The 23548-nt window shown below is 57.3% G+C and carries 17 protein-coding genes and 1 pseudogene; 8 read left to right on the plus strand and 10 right to left on the minus strand.

Going from position 1 to position 23548, the window contains the following annotated elements; all coding sequences use genetic code 11:
- Positions 1-255 precede the first annotated feature (255 nt).
- Both PSEBG33_RS19380 and PSEBG33_RS19375 read right to left on the minus strand, forming a co-directional pair.
- On the minus strand, positions 256-948 hold the full coding sequence (locus PSEBG33_RS19380; RefSeq protein ID WP_005785968.1) for a pseudouridine synthase: 693 nt from the start codon (positions 946-948) through the stop codon (positions 256-258).
- The gene (locus PSEBG33_RS19375; protein ID WP_005785969.1) at positions 938-1150 is read right to left on the minus strand and encodes a cysteine-rich CWC family protein; all 213 of its coding nucleotides are present in this window, start codon (positions 1148-1150) and stop codon (positions 938-940) included. The genes PSEBG33_RS19380 and PSEBG33_RS19375 overlap by 11 nt, the downstream gene beginning before the upstream one ends.
- Positions 1151-1394: 244 nt before the next feature.
- On the opposite strand from PSEBG33_RS19375, the gene PSEBG33_RS27035 reads away from it, so the two are divergent.
- Positions 1395-1754 (plus strand): hypothetical protein, encoded by a 360-nt coding sequence (locus tag PSEBG33_RS27035; protein WP_081883289.1) that lies wholly within the window; start codon positions 1395-1397, stop codon positions 1752-1754.
- 156 nt (positions 1755-1910) lie between these two features.
- Entirely contained in the window at positions 1911-2363 is a 453-nt protein-coding gene (locus PSEBG33_RS27040; protein WP_032803349.1) for a DUF3757 domain-containing protein, read from the plus strand.
- Here the strand turns inward: PSEBG33_RS27040 and PSEBG33_RS19370 are convergent.
- Positions 2349-3461 carry an enoyl-CoA hydratase/isomerase family protein gene (locus tag PSEBG33_RS19370; protein WP_005785970.1) on the minus strand — a complete coding sequence of 371 codons (1113 nt, stop codon included), beginning with the start codon at positions 3459-3461 and terminating at the stop codon, positions 2349-2351. The genes PSEBG33_RS27040 and PSEBG33_RS19370 overlap by 15 nt on opposite strands.
- A gap of 136 nt (positions 3462-3597) precedes the next feature.
- On the opposite strand from PSEBG33_RS19370, the gene ung reads away from it, so the two are divergent.
- The 4 genes and pseudogenes from ung to PSEBG33_RS27915 all read left to right on the plus strand — a co-directional run bounded on the left by ung (position 3598) and on the right by PSEBG33_RS27915 (position 11233).
- Positions 3598-4290, plus strand: coding sequence for a uracil-DNA glycosylase (gene ung, locus PSEBG33_RS19365; RefSeq protein ID WP_005785971.1), 693 nt, complete (start codon positions 3598-3600; stop codon positions 4288-4290).
- 228 nt (positions 4291-4518) lie between these two features.
- A complete protein-coding gene (locus PSEBG33_RS19360) occupies positions 4519-6549 on the plus strand; it encodes a hypothetical protein (protein ID WP_005785972.1) in 2031 nt (676 codons plus the stop codon).
- Positions 6550-6811: 262 nt separating this feature from the next.
- Positions 6812-8746 (plus strand): hypothetical protein, encoded by a 1935-nt coding sequence (locus PSEBG33_RS19355; protein ID WP_005785973.1) that lies wholly within the window; start codon positions 6812-6814, stop codon positions 8744-8746.
- 182 nt (positions 8747-8928) lie between these two features.
- Positions 8929-11233, plus strand: a pseudogene (locus PSEBG33_RS27915) (autotransporter outer membrane beta-barrel domain-containing protein).
- Positions 11234-11320: 87 nt separating this feature from the next.
- Here PSEBG33_RS27915 and PSEBG33_RS27050 read toward each other — a convergent pair.
- From PSEBG33_RS27050 to PSEBG33_RS19330, 6 genes are all read right to left on the minus strand, one after another.
- Entirely contained in the window at positions 11321-14806 is a 3486-nt protein-coding gene (locus PSEBG33_RS27050) for a YncE family protein (protein ID WP_005785976.1), read from the minus strand.
- Positions 14807-14957: 151 nt separating this feature from the next.
- Positions 14958-15986, minus strand: coding sequence for an AbrB family transcriptional regulator (locus PSEBG33_RS19350; RefSeq protein ID WP_005785977.1), 1029 nt, complete (start codon positions 15984-15986; stop codon positions 14958-14960).
- Positions 15979-17493: a tripartite tricarboxylate transporter permease gene (locus PSEBG33_RS19345; protein WP_005785978.1), complete on the minus strand. Its 1515-nt coding sequence runs from the start codon at positions 17491-17493 to the stop codon at positions 15979-15981. Before PSEBG33_RS19345 ends, PSEBG33_RS19350 begins: the two co-directional genes overlap by 8 nt.
- A 1-nt stretch (position 17494) precedes the next feature.
- Entirely contained in the window at positions 17495-17953 is a 459-nt protein-coding gene (locus PSEBG33_RS19340; RefSeq protein WP_005785979.1) for a tripartite tricarboxylate transporter TctB family protein, read from the minus strand.
- Positions 17954-18100: 147 nt separating this feature from the next.
- A complete protein-coding gene (locus PSEBG33_RS19335) occupies positions 18101-19084 on the minus strand; it encodes a Bug family tripartite tricarboxylate transporter substrate binding protein (RefSeq protein WP_005785980.1) in 984 nt (327 codons plus the stop codon).
- A gap of 47 nt (positions 19085-19131) precedes the next feature.
- A complete protein-coding gene (locus tag PSEBG33_RS19330; RefSeq protein ID WP_005785981.1) occupies positions 19132-20424 on the minus strand; it encodes an OprD family porin in 1293 nt (430 codons plus the stop codon).
- 247 nt (positions 20425-20671) lie between these two features.
- On the opposite strand from PSEBG33_RS19330, the gene PSEBG33_RS19325 reads away from it, so the two are divergent.
- Complete coding sequence (locus PSEBG33_RS19325; RefSeq protein ID WP_005785982.1) at positions 20672-21343, plus strand: response regulator; 672 nt, start codon at positions 20672-20674, stop codon at positions 21341-21343.
- Positions 21336-22721, plus strand: a complete 1386-nt coding sequence (locus tag PSEBG33_RS19320; RefSeq protein WP_005785983.1) for a sensor histidine kinase — start codon at positions 21336-21338, stop codon at positions 22719-22721. Before PSEBG33_RS19325 ends, PSEBG33_RS19320 begins: the two co-directional genes overlap by 8 nt.
- On the opposite strand, the gene PSEBG33_RS19315 is transcribed toward PSEBG33_RS19320, so the two are convergent.
- Entirely contained in the window at positions 22722-23543 is an 822-nt protein-coding gene (locus PSEBG33_RS19315) for an HDOD domain-containing protein (protein ID WP_005785984.1), read from the minus strand.
- Positions 23544-23548 lie beyond the last annotated feature (5 nt).

The raw sequence follows: 23548 nt of genomic DNA on the forward strand, positions 1-23548 counted from the left end.
GAGCTTTGTGACAGGTAGGCATACGCCTGGAAATGAGGGCCCATGTCGGTCCGATGACGGCTGGCCGGCGGGTATTGTTATGAAGGGCGGTTTGCCGGGATGGCCCGCAGATCAAGCGCGGGCGAGGCAAGGTGTTTCTTGGAGATTATGGAGCGACTCATCAGTCATGATGTGGCGCAGCCCTGAGTCAAGCAGCACAACCGGCAGGCCGCAAGTTTAAAGGCCGGATTTTTGCCGTCGCTGGCCGAACGGTCGTCAGACCTGCCGGATTTCGTCGTCGGTCAATGGTCGGTATTGGCCCGGCGCCAGGCTTGTATCCAGAGCCAGCGGGCCCATCCGCTCGCGATGCAGGCCTGTCACCTTATTGTTGAAATGGCCAAACATCCGCTTCACTTGGTGATAGCGGCCTTCGATGATGCTCAAGCGCGCCGTCCTTGGGCCCAGCAACTCAAGTTCGGCAGGTTGGGTGGTGAGGTCTTCGAAAGCGAAATACACACCCTCGGCAAAAGTCACCGCGTACTGCGCACCGATGTCCTGCTCGGTTTCCACGCGGTAAACCTTGGGCAACTTGGTCTGTGGTTGCGTCAGGCGCCGCGACCACTGGCCGTCGTTGGTAATCAGCATCAGGCCGGTGGTATTGAAATCCAGGCGACCGGCGATATGCAGCTCGGCCTTGTCCGGTACATCCAGCAGGTCCAGGACAGTGGGGTGTTGCGGGTCCGATGTGGCACTCACGCAGCCCCGGGGTTTGTGCAGCATGAAATAGCGCGCCGGTTTGCCTGCCTGCAGTACTTCACCGTCAACGCAGACATGGCTGAATTCGCGTACTGGATGATGAGGGTCGCTGATCACGACACCATCGACGGTCACCCGGCGTCCCGCCAGCAGCAGGCGCACTTGCTGGCGATTGAACTGCGCCAGGTTGCTGAGGAAACGATCAACGCGCATTGCGGTTACGCAACTGTTCGTCCGCCTGGGCACAGCGCGGGCACAGGCAGGCTTTATTGCGCAGTTCATCGGGCAAGGCTTCAAGCACCGCCGGATCGATGGTGACGCTGTAGCACCAGCAGGGCTGGTCGGCGGTACGCGGATCGGCCAGGGTGCAGTCGTTGCGAGCGCCGCAGGCAGGGCAAAGGGTGGGTGTGGTCATCGGTCGGTTCAGGCAGGAATCGGGCAGGGGCGCACAAGTCCTTGCACGATACAGCGCCGCTGAGTCCGGTTCCATCGCCGCGTCCTGAAGGCGAGCATTCACTTGGTCTGAAACAGATGTTTCTACTTATGTCGTAGGCGCACCAGATTCGGTTTTTGATGTCAGATATTTCGTCATTCAGTGAAGGCTGAATGCCGCTCTCCAGCGTCGCTGGAGGAGCTCTTCCGCGGTCCAGGAGGCCGCCATGTATAGACGACTGCTGCTTATCGCTTTGCTCGGCCTGACCTTGTCAGCTTGTGTGCCCTACTACGATGGAGGCGCCACTTACTATCGCTCCGAAGTCTATACCGCACCGGCGCCCGCCTATTATTACGGCGGCCCGCGTTATTCTCCCTATGGGCGCAGTTATTACACCCCAGCGCCTCGCTACTATGCACCACAACCTCGCTATTATTCGGCGCCGCGTTATTACCAGCCGGCACCGCGTTATTACCCAAGAGCGGGTTACCGGCCTTACTCCAACCAAGGGTGGGGTAATCGCTGGGGCAACGGCGGGCATGGGCGTGGTTCCGATCACGGAGGTGGCCGCGGCGGTCATCGTTAAATATCTTGAAAAACAAGCGGCGCATCAAGCGCCGTTTTTTATAGGTACCGTATGTCCGTACTGTCAGATTTAACAGCTATCTTTGAGGCGATAGCTGTATTTCACTAGCGAAAAGCCCTGCGCTTTGCGTGGTGAAACTGAGCAGATGGAATCCCTATGTTCAAACAACTGATTTGTGTGCTCCTGCTGATGAGCTGCATCGTTGCATCGGCCAGAGCGGAGCAAGGCTGTCCTTACCCGGCGCAGGTCTCGTATGTCGACGGGCATTATCGCGTCGAGGACAACGGCCTGCGGTGGCAAAGCCCGAAGGTCAAGTATCGGGGCTTTATCGACGGATTCATCGGCGCGGTCTTCATACCGGGCGAGGACGAGCAGAGGGAAAACGGCTACATGGATAAGTGCATCTACCGCACCGGTTGGGACGGTGTGGTAGCACTGAGGCCCTACAAGGACAGTAAAATTATCAACATGTCATTGACCAGCACCTTGTATTGGGAGCTGCGGCCCGGTGCGTTCACACTGCCGGTATATACCTGCACGGACAGCCAGCCGGACAACTGCGCTTTCAACGTCAACGACAAGCGAACAAACCTGTCAGTAGTCAGATAAGTCCGCCAGAGGATTCCTGCCCTCCCATGCCTTGTTGAAATGCGCGTGCACCACCGCTTCCGGAAGGGTATTGATATCCGGCCAATGCCAATGAGGTGTCTGGTCCTTGTCGATCAAGCGGGCTCGAACACCTTCGGCGAACTCTGGATGACGGCAGCAATTGAGGCTCATGGTGTACTCCATCTGAAACACCTGTGCCAGCGATAGATGACGGGCACGCTGAATCTGCTCCCACACCAGGTGTGCCGTCAGCGGGCAGCCTTCACTGAGGGTTTTACCCGCGCGCGCCAAGAGCGGATCGCTGTGATCACGCAACAGGCTCAATGCGCGCCAGGCACACCGTATATCGCCCACATCCAGCCATTCGTCGATCAGCCCACGGCGCGGCAACCATTGCGCTTCGGGTTGTTGGCCGACCGCTTCCTGGGCTAGGGCCTTGAGCAAACTGTTGAGCTGCATTGCGGCCTGTTCCTGCCAGTTCAGTTGCAGCAAACCGTCAAGCAGCTCATCTTGCTGGTCATCACGCAGGAAGCGGTCAGCCAGGCCCAGGTCCAGGGCATCGCGGCCGTTGACATGGGCGCCGGTAATGCCCAGGAACAAACCGAGCTTGCCCGGCAGGCGAGACAGAAACCAGCTGGCACCTACATCCGGGTACAACCCGATGCTGATCTCGGGCATGGCCAGGCGACTGCTCGGCGTAACAATACGTACCGAGGCACTTTGCAACAGACCCATACCACCGCCCAATACATAGCCGTGGCCCCAGCAAATCAGCGGCTTGGGGTAGGTATGCAAGCGGTAGTCGAGGCTATATTCGGCAGCAAAAAACTGCGCGGCCAGGGCCGGTACTTCGCCGGGTTGTTCAAGGCACTCCTGAGCCAGGCTGCGCACTTCACCCCCAGCGCAAAAGGCTTTTGGCCCATTGCCGCGCAACAACACACAGGCGATTTGCGGGTCGTTGGCCCAGGCATCCAGGCGCTCTGCCAACGCCAGAATCATGGGCAGGGAGAGGGCGTTGAGGGATTTTTGAGCGTCCAGGCTGGCGATGCCTATGCGCGCACCGCCGTTGCCGGCCAGTTCTTCGAAGTGCAGGTTCATTGTGACCTCAATCGAGAAGGTGAAGGATGAGTATGATCCCTTCGTGGGAAAGTGCCGGGGGTGTGTCAGATCAATTGACAAGCGGGGTCGGCTTTCCTAGGGTTCGCCTCATTCTTTTTTACAAGACAATTCAACTATGACCGATGGCGACCGTATCAAACTCGAACCCAGCTGGAAACACGCCCTGCGCGATGAGTTCGAGAAGCCCTACATGGCCCAGTTGCGCGAGTTCCTGCGCCAGGAACATGCCGCCGGCAAAGAGATCTACCCGCCCGGTCCGTTGATTTTCAACGCCCTTAACTCCACCCCTCTGGACAAGGTCAAGGTGGTGATCCTCGGCCAGGACCCCTACCACGGCCCTGGCCAGGCCCACGGCCTGTGCTTCTCGGTGCAACCTGGCGTACCGGCGCCGCCGTCACTGGTCAATATCTATAAAGAACTCAAGCGTGATCTGAACATCGACATCCCCAACCACGGCTACCTGCAAAGCTGGGCCGACCAGGGTGTGCTGATGCTCAACACCACCATGACTGTAGAGCGGGCGAATGCCAACGCCCACGCGGGCAAGGGCTGGCAGTTCTTTACCGATCGGATTATCGAGGTGGTCAGTGAGCATCAGCCCCATCTGGTGTTTCTGCTGTGGGGCGCTCACGCCCAAAGCAAGCAGAAGCTGATCGACGCCACCAAGCATCTGGTGCTGACGTCGGTGCATCCGTCGCCGTTGTCCGCGTATCGCGGGTTTCTGGGATGTGGGCATTTCAGCCGGGCCAACAAGTTTCTTGAGCAAAGCGGTGAGACACCGATTGATTGGGTGTTGCCGCCTGTCTGATGCGTGCGAGGCGTGCTATGCCGTCTCACATCTGCAATTCGATGATTCGAAAGAATTTTATCGTTCTAGCCAAGCTGAACAAAACTGCACGGGACGCAGCACCTGTTAGTTCTGACAGTATCCGCTTGGGGGCAAATTGCCTTAACTACTCTCCGTGATCTTTGGATGGGGTCAGTACCCTTTAGGTGGTCGAGGGCCTCAACCTGATAGTCGTCTAGGAGAGTCGATATGTCTGAGTACGATCCGCTTAATCCGCCTTCCAGTCGTGGCACAAAAGCAGGTGTGCTGGTCCTGGATGCACCTGTTGCACCTGATGTATTAGACCTTGAGGCAGATGACCGCGGTCATAAAATACCGGTATTTTTTCAAAGCACAGGGCTGAGGGTTGAAGTGCCTACGTTGTGGCCCGGCAATAATGTACTTGATCCAGGGGATGTCACTCTTGTCCAGTGGTTCTTGGGGGACGAGATGTTTGATGAGAAGAGGCTGGAGGCGCCTTATGATGCTAGCGACCTGCCTGACGTTGACTCTCTGGTACCTCCCCATCTCATGGAAGTACCCGGCCTGCATAGATTGCGCTACGAGGTCATATTAAGAGAATCAAGTGGTAACCCAGGGGGGCCTTCGTTTTCGACAATATTGGACAGTGACAAGGTCGGGCCAAATAACGGCTTGCGTGGTCCGCGTTTCCAGCTCCCGCAGGTCATCGAAGATGACGGCGTAACGGATGAATATCTGGATAATCCCGCCAATCTGGACAGAGTGACAGCTACTATTGATTTGATATGGCCGGACATACGTTTGGGGGATGTGGTGGAGGCTTATTTAATACCACTGCCTTTTCTCAAGCCTTTGCGCAAACGTCCACGCCATTTGGACATCGTTGCCACCACCACCATTGTTCAAGCGCACAAGGATGGGGCTCGGCCCATCGAGGTGCATTTCCCGGGCGCTTTTCTTCGCGGTCTGGCCAATCGGGAGTACAACGCTCAGTACTTTTTGAAAGACCGCTCGGGGCGTGAGTCGGGCCCATCACGTACCGCTCCCCTGTTAATCAATCTGACGCCTACGCCCACCGACCTGCGTCCGGTTGAAATTCCGCAGTTGGATGATGGGCGTATAACCCTCAATGACGCCCGTGCTGAAGGCGGGGTATATATGAATATCCTCGAAGTACTCGGCTCAACAGAAGGGGATCGTCTCCTACCGTCATGGGATCTTATACCGCTGGACCCCATCGTTATTTCAGCTTTTCAGGATTGGCCTATCAGGGTGCCGATTCCGTATTCGGTGTTGGCCAGCGGCGGTTACGAGTTCGTTTCCGGGACTGTGAGGGCAGAATACAGTTGGCAGAGAGGCGTTGCCCCCTCCAGGCCATCGATCACCCGCTTTGCTGCTGTGGATCTGACGGTTGCCGGGCCGGTGAGCCCGAATAACCCAAACCCTATCAACCTATTGCTGGACGTGGTGACAGTGAAGGGGGTAGATGGTGACAACCAATTGACTATCAACGACGAGGGTAAGCCGGTACGCGTGATTACCTCGTTGTATGGCGCGCCCGATGTTGATCAAAAGTTGGAACTGATGGCAGGGAGCTTTCCCGGGCCCATCGCGACCTACACCGTACAAGCGGGAGATAGCGCGGGTCGGGAAATTGAGTGGTTCGTCGACTGGAACATCATCGAGCTTTTAGATACAGGTTGGGTTCCTTTCTTTTACTGGACCTTCAACGGGGTCAACCGGCAACGCGCGCCAGACACACCGGTAATGATCAATACGGTGCCTATCGTTGGGCTCAAACCCCTTGAGTATGTCGGAGTCAACTACGGACCTGGCCCGGACGCTGGGTTTATCAGCTGCCATCTGCGACCTTGGGTAAACGGAGCCGGCGTTAAAATACCCGGGGATCCAACGCTGTTGGACGGCGGTGATGAGGTGCTTTTGCACTGGGCCAGTTATGCGCACCCTAATGGTTTCGCCGGCGCTGTCATTCCTGACACCATCAAGTCCTTCAGCCATACGCTGACGGCCCGAGAAGCCCGTGAGGGATATGTCTTTCAGATTCCGTTTGACCCATACATCTTGCTTCCGGGGCTGATCAAGCCACCAGAAGGGCAAACCAACCCTCGGCATGGCTCTGCGGTTGCGCGCTACCAGATCATCAAACCGGCAGGTGCAGGCATGGGGTATTCCGAGCGTAAGTTGGTGTTCATCACATTGATTCGGCCCAACTCACCGCCTTGCGTGTCGGACGATTAGGCGTAGTGGCGAAGGGTGCAATGTACTTGTAGTGGAGGAGGTGCTCGTGGTTGCGAGCATCACAGTCGAGCCGCAAGGGATACTGTCAAGTTTGACAGTTACGCGTTAAAGGGAAATGGCATTAAATGAATGAGACGCCAGCAGGTTTGCCAATTCAGACCTCTGCAGGGTCGGTATACGTTTAGAAAATGACACCCGGGTGTTTAGTCTTACCGTCGTTTTATGCCCGGACAGATACTTATTCTTTTGAGGAGTTTGAATCATGTCCAACACATCCAGTAAACCTGTTAGTCACGACCCTGTAGGCCCCATGGAAGAGTGGGAAGAACCCGTTACCGATCCCACATATTTACCTGCTCCGACGATCCCTGGTTTATTGGCGGCCATTGATGGCGACAACCACCGGAATGTGGTGCCAAGGGCGCTTCAATTGAGCGGACTCAGTCTAAGGGTTGACCTGTGGGACCGTACCGGCTTTATTAATGACTTCGATACACTCACCGTCTCTGTGAATGACCGGCCGGTACATATTGAGACCTACGACGCAGCTATCACTTTACCTGATCCGGTAATTGTGGATTTGGGCCCCAAGTCGGCCTTGCAAACCAACGGTGTCAAAGACATTAGCGTTCATGTGCTCAACCTCAGCGGCAATGACGTTAATTACAACATCAATCGGGTTTACGTAGACGCGCAGGACCCTAACTATGGCAATCAACCTTCGAGGGTCATAATAGAAGATTACGGCCCCGAACTGACCCCAGCCTTTCTCGTGGGTAAACCGGGTTTGGAGTTCACCATTCCCACGCCGGCAGACCGGCGTGGCGGTGATACTTATCGAGTACTTGTGGGAAGTAATATCGTTGCGATCGAGGATGACGTGCCGGTGACAGGCGACATTACTGGTCATATTCCAACTGCAACGATTCTTGAGCGGTCAGGTTCGATAGACGTGAGATATAACCTGGCTGATCGGTCTGGCAACACGACTACGTTGTCTATTCCAAACTACGTACAAGTGAGTCTGAACGAAGCGCCCGTGTTTGGTCCCGTCAGTGTGTTGGAAGCGCCATTGGTTGATAAAGCAGAGGCCCGTAACGGCGCAACGGTGCGGTTGGAAAGCCTGACCGGCCATTTGCAGAACGACACCCTGGTCGTGTTATGGGGGACTATTGAGATCTATCGTCAATCTGTTGGCATGCCCGTTTTCCCAATTGACATCCCTGCACGTTTTGCAGCTATTGCGGCAGGCGGGAATTTCTATACGGCGGATATCAAAGTCATGATTGAGCGCCAAAGCAGCCCCACTTACAACGCAGCTGTGGTGCAAGTGGATGTCGACCTGCGTGAGCCCGGTGGGCAAAACCCTGGTGAAGGCCCTGTAGACACAAACTTGGCACAGCCCGTTCTGCTCGGTGGGGGCCCCGACCCCAAACCCGATAACCGCCTCTTCGAGAAAGATCGCAACTTCGATGCCACCGTCACTTTCACCCTACCACCGGGGCTGGAAGTGGGTGATTTCATTGACTATGTCTATGGGGGGGATGTCGTTGGGACTTACTCGGTAACCGGGGTGGAAGCGGCCGATTTTCCGGTGCCTTTTACCGTGCCGTGGGCCACTATCGATGTCAAGGGCAACGGCACCATTGAAACCCACTGCGTTATTCGGGATGCCATCAACTATAAGCATTCTCCGAATCAAGATGTTGTCGTGGAGATCTTCAACATCGGTAGCCTGACGCCTGTGACCTTTGAAAATGCCATCGTTATTACAGGCAACCCGAACTTCACCTATGCCATTAACTGTGCTCGGCAGCCTTGGCTAGGTGTGCCTGTCAAGATTCTGGATCCCGGGCTCGTGGTTGGCGACAAAGTGCGCATCGAGGCTCTCAGATACGCGTTCAACGCTCCTGGCGCGCCTGTCGGGGCGCCCATAGAGACCGCTGAATTCGAACTCAACAGTGAGCATGTCAATCTTGGCTTGACCGTCCCGCTGGATTTGAAGGTCTGGCTTCAAGACGTCACAGGCAATAATGGCCGAGGCATCGTCGGTGTGCGTTGGAGGCTTCTGCGCCCCTCCACGGGAGATCGGGGCAGGTCCGACGAGGTGAGGGCAGCCTGGGATCTGGTTGGTTCGGGAGGCAACATTCCTGGCTATTGTGTTCCGGGTGCGTCGCGCGTCAAAGGTACGCTTTGATTGACTGTCGGGGCCCCACCCTCTCGCTTGAGAGGGTGGGGTTTTTTATTAAGTTTGTACTTTAAGGAAAGTCCTACGCTCTTTGGGAACTCACGTTATTAGTCTCTGCACCGTGGAAAACGGAAACCTCTTCGATACGGGTTCCGGGTTCGAACTGGTACTTAATTCTGAGGCTACACAACATGATTTCTCCTACTTCCCAGCGTTTTCGTTATTCGCGTTTATCATCGATCATCAAGCTCGTAGCCGCCGCACCGTTATGCCTGTTGAGTCAACAGGCAATGTCGACGATTGTGGTGGACGGAACGGTGGGCAGCGGCAAATATGACGTCCGCCCGGGGTCCGCAGCCAGCGACTATCTGGCCCAAAAAGGTGCGACGCTTACTGTTCACAAGAACGCCAACGTTAAAGAAATACGTGCGACGAGCGGGTCGACCTTGACGTTGACAGGCGCCACTGTGAGTTCTGTCCATGGCTCCCAGGCGGCCATTGCGCTCAGCAATTCAAGCGCCACTATTTCCGACGCGCGCATTACCAGCCACACCAGTGGCGGCTTGAACGTGGCTCGCCAGGTGGGCGCGACCACGGGGTCCTACGCACAAGTCGACAATAGTGAAATCACTGGAGCGACCTATGGGGCCAACGTCACGTCCCATAGCCTTCTGGAGTTGAACAACTCTGTGCTGGTGGGCCAACGCCAGCAAGGGTTGAGGCTCCTGGGAGGGGCCGCAATCGCCACGGGCAGCGAAATTACCGGTGGTACCACGGGCGTTGTGATGTCCCTTGAAAGTGCAACTGCCCTTGAGTCGCCTCATCTGATACTCGACGGCTCGCGTGTGACGGGCCTCGATGGCCCCGCGATTAATGTGCGGGGGCCGATCACGGCTGAAATCGACGTGACCAATGGTTCGTCCCTGCAGGGTCAGAACGGTAACATGCTCGAGCTGACCCAGGGCGGCTCGGCCAACATGCGCGTGCGCTTCAGCGAGTTGGATGGCAATATTCAGGTGGGTGCCGACAGCGCGTTGGACCTTAACCTGGACCACGCAATTCTGACGGGTGATGTCATCAACAACGGCGGCAGTGCCAGTGTTGGTGTGAACAATGGCTCGGTGCTTACCGGCCGCCTGGAGAATGTCGACAAGCTGGCGGTCAACACTGATGCTACCTGGGTGATGGTCGACAACCAGCACGTGGGCGACTTGTCCCTGAGTGGCGGTAACGTCAAGTTTGGCGAAACCGGCACGTTCTACCAATTGGACGTGGACAACCTGTCAGGCAATGGCACGTTCGTCATGAGCGCGGATTTCGCTACCTTGACCGGCGATTTCCTGAATGTCACCGGCACTTCTTCGGGCGACCATAAACTGCTGATCGCCAGCAGCGGCGCCGATCCGTTGTCAGAAGATCGCCTGCACGTGGTGCACACCGAAGACGGTGGCGCCAAGTTCAGCCTGGCCGGGGACCGGGTGGATGTCGGCACCTATTCCTATAGCCTGGTCGATGACAACGAAGGCAAGGACTGGCTGCTGGACCCCGGCAGCAAGGTGATCAGCCCGAGCACCAACTCCGTGCTGGCCCTGGCCAACGCAGCGCCGAGTGTGTTGTACGGTGAAATGACCAACCTGCGTACCCGCATGGGTGAGCTGCGTCATAGCGACGGTCAATCGACCGGGTTGTGGAGCCGTGCCTATGGCAACAAATTTGAAGTGAACAACAGCGATAAAGGCATGCAGTACAACCAGACCCAGCGTGGTTTCACCCTGGGTGCCGACGTGCCGACGTGCCGACGTGCCGCTGTCCGGTGGCGATGGCCAATGGCTGGCAGGCTTCATGGCCGGTCACAGCACCTCGGACCTGGACCTGAGCCGCGGCAGCAAGGCTAGCGTCGACAGCTACTACCTGGGCGGTTATGCCACCTGGATGGACGCGCAAAGTGGTCTTTACTTCGATGGTGTGCTCAAGTTCAACCGCTTGCACAACGAGTCCAACGTGGCCATGAGCGACGGCAAGAAAGCCAAGGGCAACTACACGCAAAACGCGGTCACGGCTTCTGCTGAAGTGGGGCGTAATATCAAGCTGGATGACGGTTACTTCGTCGAGCCTTACGGCCAGTTGGCCACGGCGATCATCCAGCGCCAGAGCTACGAACTGGACAACGGTCTGCAAGCCGAAGGCGCACGTACGGCCTCGGTGGTGGGTAAGCTGGGTGTGACTGCCGGGCGCGATATCCAGTTGGAAAGCGGCAGCGTGTTGCAGCCGTACCTGCGTACTGCAGTGGCCCATGAGTTCAACCAGAGCAACAAGGTGTCCGTCAACGGCAACAGCTTCAACAACGACCTGTCGGGATCGCGGGTTGAGATGGCTGCCGGTGTCGCCATGGCGGTGTCGAAGAACTGGAAAGTGCATGCCGATGTGGAGCGTAGCATGGGCAAGAGCATTGACCAGCCTTGGGGCGTGAACGTGGGGTTGCGTTACGACTTTTAAGGATGTGAACGTCTCACGTGTAACGCGGTAAAAAAGCCCCGGATCTTGCGAATCGGGGCTTTTTTTTACCTACAGAGTTGCAGTGGGTTATGCAGAGAAAACGGTCACAGTGTGACCGCCGGCGTTAGCAACATAGAATTTTGAACCATTCGGGAGTACGGCAACGCCTCGTGGCTGGTTGAGACCGGTGAAAGTGTCAATGACCTCCTCCGTGTTGACATCAATTATTTTCAATGAGTTGCCGGTGTTCTCTGTGATATAGGCATGTTCAATCACAGGGTTGATAGCCACTCCATAGGGTTGAAGGAAACCACTGAGAGTCTTATGAGCGATGTTGGTTCCTGCGTTAACGATGATGACATTATTGGAATTCTGGTTCGTTAAATAGACACGCGGTGTTGCGATGTTGTGCGGGCTGTACGCAATATCCCTCGGGTAGTTGAAGCCGGGGATCCCGGTGCCAACCAGTTGATTTGTTGATGTGTCGAGGATCGACACCCTACTGTAGTCTGCAATGTAAAGACGGCTATTGGAGGGGTTTAAAGCAATGCCCGTTGGATAGAGTATTTTGATACTGGATAGACGCCCTCTGCTGGCCACATCATGTACGTAAATGTAGCCATCCGCATTGCACGTCACGTACATACGTGTCGCCCTGTCATTTATGACTATGCCATGGGGAGCATTGAAGCCGGGGATTCTTGGGAGTAGCTCTTTGTAGTCGGCGGTTGAGAATATGGAAACTGTCTTGTCTCCCAGATTGCCCACATACAGAAGCGAACCGTCCGGATGTACTGCAAGACTGTATGGGCCGTTCAGCCCGGTAATAGTATGTATGACTTTGTCTGTGGTCGTATCGATAACCGATACGGAGTGGGTTGTGTTATTGGTGACGTATAAAAATTTCCCGTTGGGGCTCGTGACCAGCCAAGTTGGCGTACCACCTACGTCAATATGGTTTATTATTCCTATCGCTTTCTTTATTTTATAGGGCGGCGGAACACCAAGGCGGGTTGCTGAGTTGAGATCACCAACTCCATTTAAGGAGACCCTGACCTCCACTGTGACGTCGCTGCCATTCGGTTGGCTGGGTAAGTAGTCAGCAGGTATCTCTTTCACTATTCTCTTGGCTGTGAATTCCTCCGGTGAAACTTTTCCAGTCAGCAAGCGGTTACTTTGGCTTTTGAGATTAATGAAATACTCTTGATTTAATCCCATAAATGGATAGTCGAGGGTGAGTACGTTATTTTTACGGTTGGCGTCAATGACACCTCCTACCGCTTCGGGTATGCTCACCACGTTCAGTAGTGAAGAGGGCAAGGGTTGTACTTCAAGGGTCAGCTCTTTTGAGGGGGTTTTTCCGTCCGCACTGACGACTTCATATTTGACTGTGCATGTACCTTCCAAGTTGGCTGCTACAGCGGTATTGCTTACATTGAAATCAACAAAACCCTGAGCCGAATTTCCAGATTGTGAGGGAATATAAGGAGTGCCCAGCCCTATGGCTCCCATGAAGTCCACGTTGATTTGATGGGTATCTAGCATGGGCGAATATCGGACGCGAATAGTGAATAGCGCAGGCGTCAGAACATGCGCCGGATTCATTGTCGCCTTTCCTGGGTTGATCACAGTCGCTTGTAACACTTCGGGTTCTGGCAGATTCAACGGTGCGCCGACCTTCATGATGAGCGCGTGTGAAAAGCGTGTACGTTCATATTCTTTGGACAGGGTGTAATAGATTCGCGCCGAGTAGTTTTTGTTTTTCTCTACCGTTAACTGGTCTACGAAAAAATACAAGTCTTCATTGAGCCAATTCTGGGTGATTTTGAAGGGTTGAGGTTTTGCACTTCCTCCCGCCACACTGCCCTCAAAGTGCAGGGTGACAATGCTGTCCAAGGTAAATGCGGCGTTTTTTCGAGCAACGATAGTTGCGCCATACTTTGAGACTTCTGGGTTATACACAAAGTCTGGTGGCGGAGCTTCTTCAACCATGGGGGCTGGCAAAGAGGCGACGATGTCCCCAATCTCGAGATGTATAGACTGGGATTCACGTGAGGGGCCAGGTTTCTCGGGCGTTACAATATACGAGATCTCAAGCGTGCCACCTTCCAATTTGGCTATTTCACCCTCTGGCCCATTGATCAGTCGGATAGTTATTGGCCCGCTACCCGCTGGGCGTGGCCCGACTTCCCGGTAGTAACCCGTGCCATTGGCAAGGGTGCCAACCAGTTTGAGCTTAATGCTTGCGAATGCTGTTTGCCCAGTAAAAGGCTCGATTCGTACTGTAACAGTTGCTGAATCAGGCTTTAAATTTCCATCAGGCGCTTCAAGTACCAACGGCGGTGGCAATCCTTTTGAGTTTCCGGTGCCGATGATGTTTACCACCTCAACTTGTGAACTTCGGTTAGGTGTAACTCCCGCGCGGATTCGCTCGTAGCGCAAGCGCAAACTGCCTTTGACCAATGGCCATAGATCCTCAAAGGGAAGAAGAATTCTTGCGTCCCGTGTAACGCTCAGTACCTCGTACTCGTAAGACTTTTTGATGATGACGTGATCTTCTGTACGCCCTTCGGCTTGTATTTGTATCAGATCCCGTGGCAGATAGTCTCGGTCGCGTACGTACACAACGATTGTGGCATCAGTCCCATTTAACTCATCGAGGTCCACTTCACCATCATTATTAGTGTCTTCAATGAACGGCTTTGGCAGTGGTGGCGTCGCATCTTTGAGGTAGACTGAAATAATTTGCATCGGAGACCAGCCCAGCGAATAGTTACCGGTCTCGTCAACTACTTCATACTCGCAGACACGCTCGCCACTGCCTATCTCCTCCCATTTTTTCTGATAGATGATTATTTTGATGGGGTCCTTGCTGGCGGCTTCGCCTTCGGTCACAGGATGCTCAATGATGACTCCATTAATACTCAGTCGAATAACATCGCGTGTTGACCTGTGATGCCCGGCTTGGAGCGATTCATCAATGGGGTAATAGTTGATGAGAACGGCCACACCTTTTTCCGCATCTTTTTCTGTAACACCGTTATCGATGATTTCCCTATCGAAAATCGGCTTGGTGAGGTTTTCATTCTGAGGTGTGCTGGCGATGGGGTCGCGGCCACCAGGTTCCAGAGTATCGACCTTTAATGTGAAGTGCTTTGTTTCGTCCTTCGCACCACCTGATCCGCGTGTTACCCGGAAAAACACTGGTCCTACAGAACCCTCATTCAGTCGCAGAAAAGGAATATATAAAGGGATTTGCAGACCTTTTTCGGCTTCGTATGCGGTCACTGTATGAAATGCGACGGGCGTCGCAGTGTTTACGCAAAATAGCTCGATGAAGTCATCTTCAGCCATCTCCAGATAGGGCTTAAGAATGCACCGCAAACCCTTATCTCGCTGAACATTCAAGGCCGCTTTGTTGATGCCGCCGTCGTAGCCAACTACGGGCGTGGTCATGTTTGGAATATTGAGCGTGAGGTCAGCGAAGGAAATGGGAGTAATGGTTTCGGGTTGGGTCAGATCTATTTCGGTGAGATTTGTTTTTTCAGTCTCTAACTGGTTTATTTGGTTCATGACTTGGTTCCTTGCTCGGTTGAGTGCCTCGTCCGCCTTTACTTCGGCTAGAAGTAGGCGCAACAATCATTCAACGCGGCGTGGCTTAGGTTGCCTACCTGTTAGAAATGACAGTTCCGATAAACGGCTAGCCCCAGTGCACCATCCCTGATCAGGCCTGACGGTCCCAATGCCTGAATAACGGCTCCGCCAGAAACAACACAAACAATAAACGCATCACCTGCATCGCCGTCACCAACGGCACCGACAATTGCAGGGTCTCTGCCGTCAGGCTCATCTCGGCAATGCCGCCAGGCATCATGCCCAGCGTCAGTGAGCGCAGGTCCAGGTGGGTCAGCGCACTCAACCCTACCGCTGCCAACGTGGCGAGCGCCATGGTCAAGGCCGTGCCAGTCAAGGTGCGGCCCATGAACGCCGGTGCGCTGCGGAAGAACTGCCGATTGAAGTGGCAGCCCAAACCGCTGCCGATCAGCCATTGGCCGATCTGGCTGCCGCCGTCGGGCAGGCCGATGTGCAAGTCCCACGTCACACTGGCGATGGCGCTCACCAGCAATGGCCCGAACAGCCAGGGATTGGGCTGACGTAGACGCTGCCAGCCCCAGGCCACCAGCGCACCTACCGGGAACAGCAGGGCCAGCCAGGCCCAGTCCACAGGCGCCGGGTGAAACTGCGGTGCACCGCCGCCCAGCAAATACTTGAAGATCGCCGGCACACACAACACCACCACCAGCACACGCAGGCTTTGTCCTGCCGCCACCCGGCTGAGCACCGCGCCGTTGCGGGCGCCGAGGTTGACCATCTCGCCGGAGCCGCCCGGCATGCTGGAGAAAAACGCCGTGGCGCGATCTTCCCCACTGCGGCGCATCAACCACACGCCGACCACGCTCGAAAAACTGGTCACCAGAGCACCGAAAAAGATCAGGCCGAAGTGGCTCATCACCTGTTCGATCACCACCGGCGTGAAATGCAGGCCGATGCCGATACCCACCACCCATTGCCCGCATTTGCGCCCGCCGGGAATCTCCGCCAATTGCCAGGGCGTGAGGCAGCGCACCAGGATGATCGCCAGCAACGCGCCGACCATGTACGGCAACGGCCAGCCGACCAGGCTGGCCAGGTAACCGCCGGCCAGGCCGACCAGCGGTGTTCCCCACCAATGTTTAAAGGTGACTTCAGACATCAGCCACGGCACGACGCTGCAGGGCCCGTTTGCGGTAGATGCGAACCAGCGGGAACATCAGCATCAGCGCTGTCAGTACCCATACACCAAAGGTGATCGGGCTCGACCACAGGATCTCCAGCGCACCATTGGAAATCGACAACGCACGGCGCAGGTTCTGTTCCATCAGACCGCCGAGGATAAAGCCCAGCAATACCGGCGACAGCGGGAAATCCAGCTTGCGCAGGATGTAGCCGAAGATGCCGATGCCGACCATCAGGAACAGGTCGAAGGTGGTGGCATGCACCGCATACACACCAATCGCGGTAATGATCGCGATCACCGGTACCAGTGCCCAGTTCGGCACGGCGAGGATACGGGTGAAGATACGGATCATCGGGATGTTGAGGATCACCAGCATGATGTTGGCAATGAACAACGATGCGATCAGGCCCCAGACGATGTCGGGTTGCTGTTGAAACAGCAGCGGGCCTGGGGTGATGTTGTACAGCGACAGGGCGCCGATCATCACCGCAGTGGTGCCCGAACCTGGCACGCCGAGCGTTAGCATCGGCACCAAGGCGCCACAGGCGGACGCCCCAATGGCGGTTTCCGGTGCCGCCAGGCCGCGCATATCGCCCTGGCCGAACTTGCCGCTGGCACCGGCCATGCGTTTTTCGGTCATGTAGGCAACGGCGGACGCAAGGGTTGCACCGGCGCCCGGCAATACGCCCATGATGAAACCGAGCAGGCCGCAACGGATGTTAACCACGAACACCGCACCCGCTTCCTTCAGGTTGAACATCATGCGTCCGGTGGCCTTGACCGCTTCCTGACCACGGTGGGTTTTTTCCAGCAGCAGCAGGATCTCGCTGATGGAGAACAGGCCCAGCACCAGCACCACAAACTGGATGCCATCGGTGAGGTGGATGTTATCCCCGGTAAAGCGGTACACGCCGCTGTTGGCGTCGATGCCCACTGCCGAGAGGAACAGCCCGATCAGCGCCGCCACGAAGGTCTTCAGCGGCTTGTCACCGGCCATGCCGCCCAGGCACACAATCGCAAACACCATCAGTACGAAATATTCCGCCGGGCCGAAGGCAATCGCCCATTTGGCCAGCAGTGGGGCAAACAGCACCATGCCGCAGGTAGCGATAAACGCACCGATGAACGAACTCCATGCCGACAACGACAGCGCTACGCCAGCCAGGCCTTTGCGGGCCATCGGGTAACCGTCGAGGGTAGTCATCACGGTGGACGCTTCGCCCGGGATGTTGAGCAGGATCGAGCTGATGCGGCCGCCGTATTCGCAACCCAGGTACACCGCTGCGAGCAGGATCAAAGCCGACTCCGGCGGCAGGCCCAGGGCGAATGCGATGGGGATCAACAGCGCCACGCCGTTGATCGGGCCCAGGCCCGGCAGCAGGCCCACCACGGTGCCGATCAAAGTGCCGCACAGCGCGGTCACCAGGTTGTACGGGCTCAGCGCGACGCCGAAACCCTGGCCCAAATAGCCAAAAGTATCCATATCAGTTCTCCAGAACGTCGAGCAGGCCGAGGGGCAACGGCACATCCATGGCTTTATCGAACAGCAGGTACAAGCCGATAGCCATCAGGCCGACGATCACCACGCTGGGCATCCAGCGGCCGCCATACAGGCGCGCCATTGGAATGCCGATCAACATGCTGCTGAGAATGAACCCCAGGGATTCGAAGGTGGCGGCGAACACGAGCAACAGCGCGACGCAAAGGCCGATCTTGATCAGGGTTTCGCGGTCCAGCGCCGGTTCTTCTTCGGTGTGCCTGGTCGGTTGCGGGCGAAACAGCATGTAGATCAGCGCCAGGCTCATCAGCCCGAGCATCAGCAGCGGGTAGGCACGTGGGCCGACCGGCTCGTAGGAAAACGCCGCCTGATACGGCCAGGCCATCAGGGCCAGGCCGGCGCAGGCCAGCAACAGCGCTGCAGCGAAAATGCGTTGTAAGAGCATAGAAAACTCCAAGGCCCCTCTTGTAGAAGCGAGCTTGCTCGCAAAAAACTTCAACGATAACGCGTGCTGTCTGGACGCACGTGGATGTCCTTGGGTTCTTCGCGAGCAAGCTCGCTCCTACAGGGGCATTACACAAATGACGGGCGTTTACTGGATCAGGCCGAACTCTTTGGCCAGCACTTTGTAGTCAGCCACCTGTTTCTTCACGTAGGTGTCCAGCTCCGGGCCGGTCATGGCGAACGGGAACAGCTCGCGCTGGTCACGCAGCTTGGCGAACTCGTCGGAGGCCAGCAGCTTGTCGAAGGCGTCTTTCCACCAGGCGTAGTCGGCATCGCTGACTTTTGGCCCCAGGTAGAAACCGCGTACCACCGGCCAGACGATGTCGTAGCCTTGCTCCTTGGCGGTGGGGATGTCTTTCATTTCCGGCTCGTCCAGGCGTTTCTCGGAGAACACCGCCAACAGGCGCATGTCACCGCTGAGGATGTGCGGCATGGAGTCGGAGATGTCGGTACTCCCCACCTGGATATGACCGCCGAGCAGCGCGGTAGCGATTTCACCGCCGCCTTCAAGGGCCACATAACGCAGTTCACGCGGGTTGATCCCGGCAGCCTTGGCGATCAGCGCGGTTTGCATCCAGTCCTGGCTGCCGACGGTGCCGCCGGAACCTATCACTACGCTGCCCGGATCTTTCTTCAAGGCTTTTACGAGATCGTCGAGGGTCTTGTAGGGCGAATCGTTTTTCACTGCGATGGCACCGTAGCTGGTGCCTACCGCCGCCAGCCAGCGCACGGCGCTTTCATCAAAGCGACCGAACTTGCCCTGGGCCAGGTTCAGCAGCGAACCACTGGACCAGGCCACCAAAGTGCCTGCGTCCGCAGGGCGCTGGGCAACCACTGCGTTGTAGGCCACCGCGCCAACGCCGCCGGGCATGTAGGTCACACGCATCGGCTTGCTCAGCAGCTTCTGGTTGACCAGCGCGCTTTGCGCCAGCTTGCAGGTCAGGTCAAAACCGCCGCCAGGTGAGGCCGGGGCGATACATTCCGGGCGCTTGGGCTCGTCGGCGGCCAGCAACTGGCCGGCGAACAACATGCAGCCGGCGGCGAGGGCAAATTTACGCAGTGAAGGGTTCATGGTTATCTCCATCGTTGTTGTTATAAGGTTTTAGTACCAACGCACATTTACCAAAGGGCAATGCTATAGCTGACCAGCAAGCGCATTTCATCCGCATCACGGGCTGAATAGTTGGAGCGATAGGTCGCGTTACGCAGGCGCACGGCCACATCCTTGAACGTGCCGCTTTGCACCACGTACTTGATCTCGCTGTTGCGCTCCCACTCTTTGCCCGTTTGGCCGTTCTTGAGCTTGATGTTGTCGCCCGACAGATAACGGCTCATGAAACTCAGGCCTGGAATCCCAAGCTTGGCGAAATCGTAGTCGTAGCGTGCCTGCCAGGAGCGTTCTTCGGCGCCGGCAAAGTCGTTGATCTGTACGAAGTTGACCAGGTACGGGTCGCTGCCATCCACATACGGAAAGGCGCTGTCGCCCGACATGTGCTGGTAGCCGGCGCTGAGCTTATGGCCATTGAGGGCATAGCTGAACAGGCCGTTGAGGGATGTGTTGTCGATATTGCCGCCGCGGGCGCTGCCGGTGTCGTCACTGATGGCCATGCGCAGGTCGGCGGCAAAGGTGCCGGGGCCCATCGGGCGCGCGGCGACCAGGCCGAGGAAATGCTGGCGGTACACGTCATCGAGTTGGGCGAAGTGATAGCTGCCGGTGATTTTTTCGGCGAACTTGTAGTCCACGCCGCCGAAGTTGAAGTGCTTGCCGGTGGCGCCACTGAGGAAGCGGCTGTTCTTGTTGTTGAGCGCGATATCTTCGTAGTTGGTGTCGTCGCGGTCTTTGGCTTTGTCCAGGCGGCCGCCGGTGAATACCAGGTTCTTGAATTCCTTGGAGGTGATCAAGCCACCGTTGAAGGTCTGCGGCAGGATGCGACCGTCGTTGGGCTTGAGGATCGGCAATTCGGGTATCAGCGCGCCGACCTTCAGCTCGGTGGCGGAGATTTTCACTTTGCCGGTCAGGCCCAGCTTGGAGTACTCATTGGCGGCACGGCCGTCGTCGTGGGTCGGCAGCAACCCGGTGCCGGTGCGGTCGGGGCTGGAGTCGAGCTTGAGGCCGAGCATACCCAGCGCATCCACGCCAAAACCGACAGTGCCGTCGGTGTAGCCCGATTGCAGGTTGAGCATAAAGCCCTGGGCCCATTCGTCGCGTTTGGATTGCTGCGCACGTGTACCGTCGCGAAAGTCGCGGTTGAAGTACATGTTGCGGGTTTCCAGGGTCGCGCTACTGTCTTCGAAGAAGGCAGCCTGACTTAGCGGCGAAAAGCCGGCGAGGGCGCAAGCACTGGCGAGAGCGGTGTGGTTCAGAAGGCAAGAACGAACAGGCGTGCAAGCCTGGGGCTGTGTCGACAGCATCGTGATGGACTCCATTATTGTTCTTATTTTTGGCGAAAACGCTTCGAGGCGTTTTTCGGGCGCTACGGATGAGGCAGCTCGGCGGGCAGAAACCACCGTAGCTGGATGCTAAAGGGCGAAGCTTTCACTAACCTTTCAATTGTCTTTCAATGTTTTCGGGCTTCACAGGGCAAGTTGCGCCTGTAAACTCGCCGGCCAGCGGGCCAATAAAACGCCGCGCCGACCACTCCTCATGAGGTAGAAATCCATGCGTGTCCTCCTGGTTGAAGACCATCTGCAACTTGCCGAAAGTGTTGCGCAAGCGCTCAAGGGCATGGGTCTGACCGTCGACGTGCTGCACGATGGTGTGGCCGCGGACCTGGCCTTGGGCAGCGAGGAATACGCGGCGGCGATCCTCGATGTGGGCCTGCCGCGCATGGATGGTTTCGAGGTGCTGGCGCGCTTGCGGGCCCGAGGGAAAAACCTGCCGGTGCTGATGCTGACGGCACGCAGTGATGTCAAAGACCGCGTGCACGGCCTGAACCTGGGCGCCGATGACTACCTCGCCAAGCCGTTCGAACTGACAGAGCTGGAAGCGCGGGTCAAGGCGCTGCTGCGCCGCAGCGTACTGGGTGGGGAGCGCCAGCAGACGTGCGGGGTGCTGGTATACGACCTGGACACACGACGCTTCACGGTTGGCGGTGAATTGATGACGTTGACCTCCCGCGAGCAAGCCGTGCTCGAAGCCTTGATCGCCCGACCCGGCCGCGTGATGAGCAAAGAGCAATTGGCCTCTCAGGTTTTCGGCCTGGACGAGGAGGCCAGCCCCGATGCCATCGAAATCTACGTGCATCGCCTGCGCAAGAAGCTCGACGGCCAGCCCATCGCCATCGTGACGTTCCGCGGCCTGGGCTACTTGCTGGAAGCCCGCGATGCATAAGCCCAGCAGTCTGCGCTGGCGCTTGCTGTGGAACCTGGCGCTGTTGCTGGTGCTGTTGATGCTCGCCAGCGGCATGAGCGCCTACTGGAACGGGCGCGAAGCCGCCGACACGGCCTATGACCGCACGCTGTTGGCTTCGGCGCGCACCATTGCCGCAGGCTTGACCCAGGTGGACGGCACCCTCAGCGCAAATGTGCCGTATGTGGCCCTCGACACCTTCGCCTACGACAGTGCCGGGCGCATCTATTATCAGGTCAACGATATCCACCAGAAGCTGATATCCGGTTACGAAAACCTCCCAGGCCCGCCGCCCGGCACTCCCCGCACCGACGATTACCCGGCCCTGGCGCGCTTCTACAACGCCATGTACCAGGGCCAGCACGTGCGAGTGGTGAGCCTGCTCAAGGCCGTCTCCGAGCCGAACATGAATGGCATGGCCGAGATTCGTGTCGCGGAGACCGACGAAGCACGCGTTGCCATGGCCCGCAGCTTGATGGCCGACACCTTGCTGCGCCTGGGGATGCTGGCCATCGGCGCGTTGCTGCTGGTGTGGTTTGCGGTGAGCGCTGCACTGCGTCCGCTCGAACGCCTGCGTACAGCGGTGGAAGAACGCCAACCCGATGATTTGCGGCCGCTGCCATTGGTGGAAGTTCAGGATGAGTTCGGCCCGCTGGTGCGCTCCCTCAACCATTTCACCGAACGTCTGCGCGGCCAGTTCGAGCGCCAGGCCCAGTTTATTGCCGATGCAGCCCACGAACTGCGTACGCCCTTGGCGGCGCTCAAGGCTCGCCTGGAACTGGGCTTGCGTGCCCAGGAGCCGGCCACCTGGCACAGCACCCTGGAAAGCGCTGCCCAGGGCACCGACCGCCTGACCCATCTGGCCAATCAATTGTTGTCGCTGGCCCGTATCGAAAACGGTGCCCGAGCCATTGCTGAAGGGGGCGCGCAGTTGCTCGACCTCAGCCAGCTGGCGCGCGAACTGGGCATGGCCATGGCGCCGCTGGCTCACGCGCGCGGGGTGGCCTTGGCACTGGAGGCGGACGAGCCGGTCTGGTTGCGCGGTGAACCGACGCTGTTGAATGAGCTGCTGAGCAATCTGGTGGACAACGCTATGGCCCATACGCCACCTGGCGGCAATGTGATTTTGCGCGTGACCGCGCCGGCGGTGCTGGAGGTTGAGGATGATGGCCCAGGCATCCCGTTGGATGAGCGGGACCGGGTATTCGAGCGCTTTTATCGCCGTAGCCAGCAGGGCATGGGGTCTGGCTTGGGGCTGGCGATTGTCGGGGAGATCTGCCGTGCGCACCTGGCGCAGATCAGCCTGCATGATGGCGAGTTGGCCGGGTTGAAAGTGCGCGTGAGTTTTATCGGCGGTTGATCAGTAGAACATCGACCGGGCTTCATCCAGTTCGGTGCGCGTCTTTTCGCTGTAGAGATCAATTCGCAGCTTTTTCATCGCAGGCACGCTGGTAATGTCGACTTTCGCCAGCGGATGGTCGGTGTTGTGATGGCAGTAGAGCACGGCGATCTGCACCAGATCCACATAGTCGAGTGTGGCAGAGTTGCGTTCCAGGTTCAGGTACTGGCCCGGCAGTTTCGCCAGCATTTCGGGGAAGTCCCAGCGACTCAGCAGTTTGTCGCCCAGTAACGGATGAATGCTTTCGATGACGTGGTTGAGGCTGACCGGGTCGGAAAGCAGCTCGTAGTGGTCTTCGGCGTAGGTGAGGATCGGCAGCACGCCGATCTGATGCACCAACCCGCCGAGGGCCGCCTGGTCGGCCTTGAGGTGACTATGCCGGCGACACAAGGCATAGCTGACGCCGGCGACTTCCAGGCTACGGCACCACACATCGCGCATTTTCTGTGCGACCACTTCGGAGCGGGCGTGAAAAATCTGCTCCATCACCAGGCCGATGGCCAGGTTGCTGCTGTAGTTGGTGCCCAGCCGCGTGATGGCCGTGTGAAGGTCGGTGACTTCCTGGCTCGCCCGTAACAGCGGGCTGTTGACCACCTTGATCAGGCGCGCCGACAGGGCGGTGTCGCGACTGATCACCTTGCTCAAATGACTGATGCTGATCTCAGGGTCTTCGGCGGCCTGGCGAATTTTCAGGGCCACCTCCGGCAATGTCGGCAGAACCAGGTCATCGTTGTCGATGGCCGTCACCAACGCCTGTTGGACTTTTTCCGCCAGCTTGTTCATTCATG

The organism is Pseudomonas synxantha BG33R (genome assembly GCF_000263715.2).
Lineage (GTDB): Bacteria > Pseudomonadota > Gammaproteobacteria > Pseudomonadales > Pseudomonadaceae > Aquipseudomonas > Aquipseudomonas synxantha_A.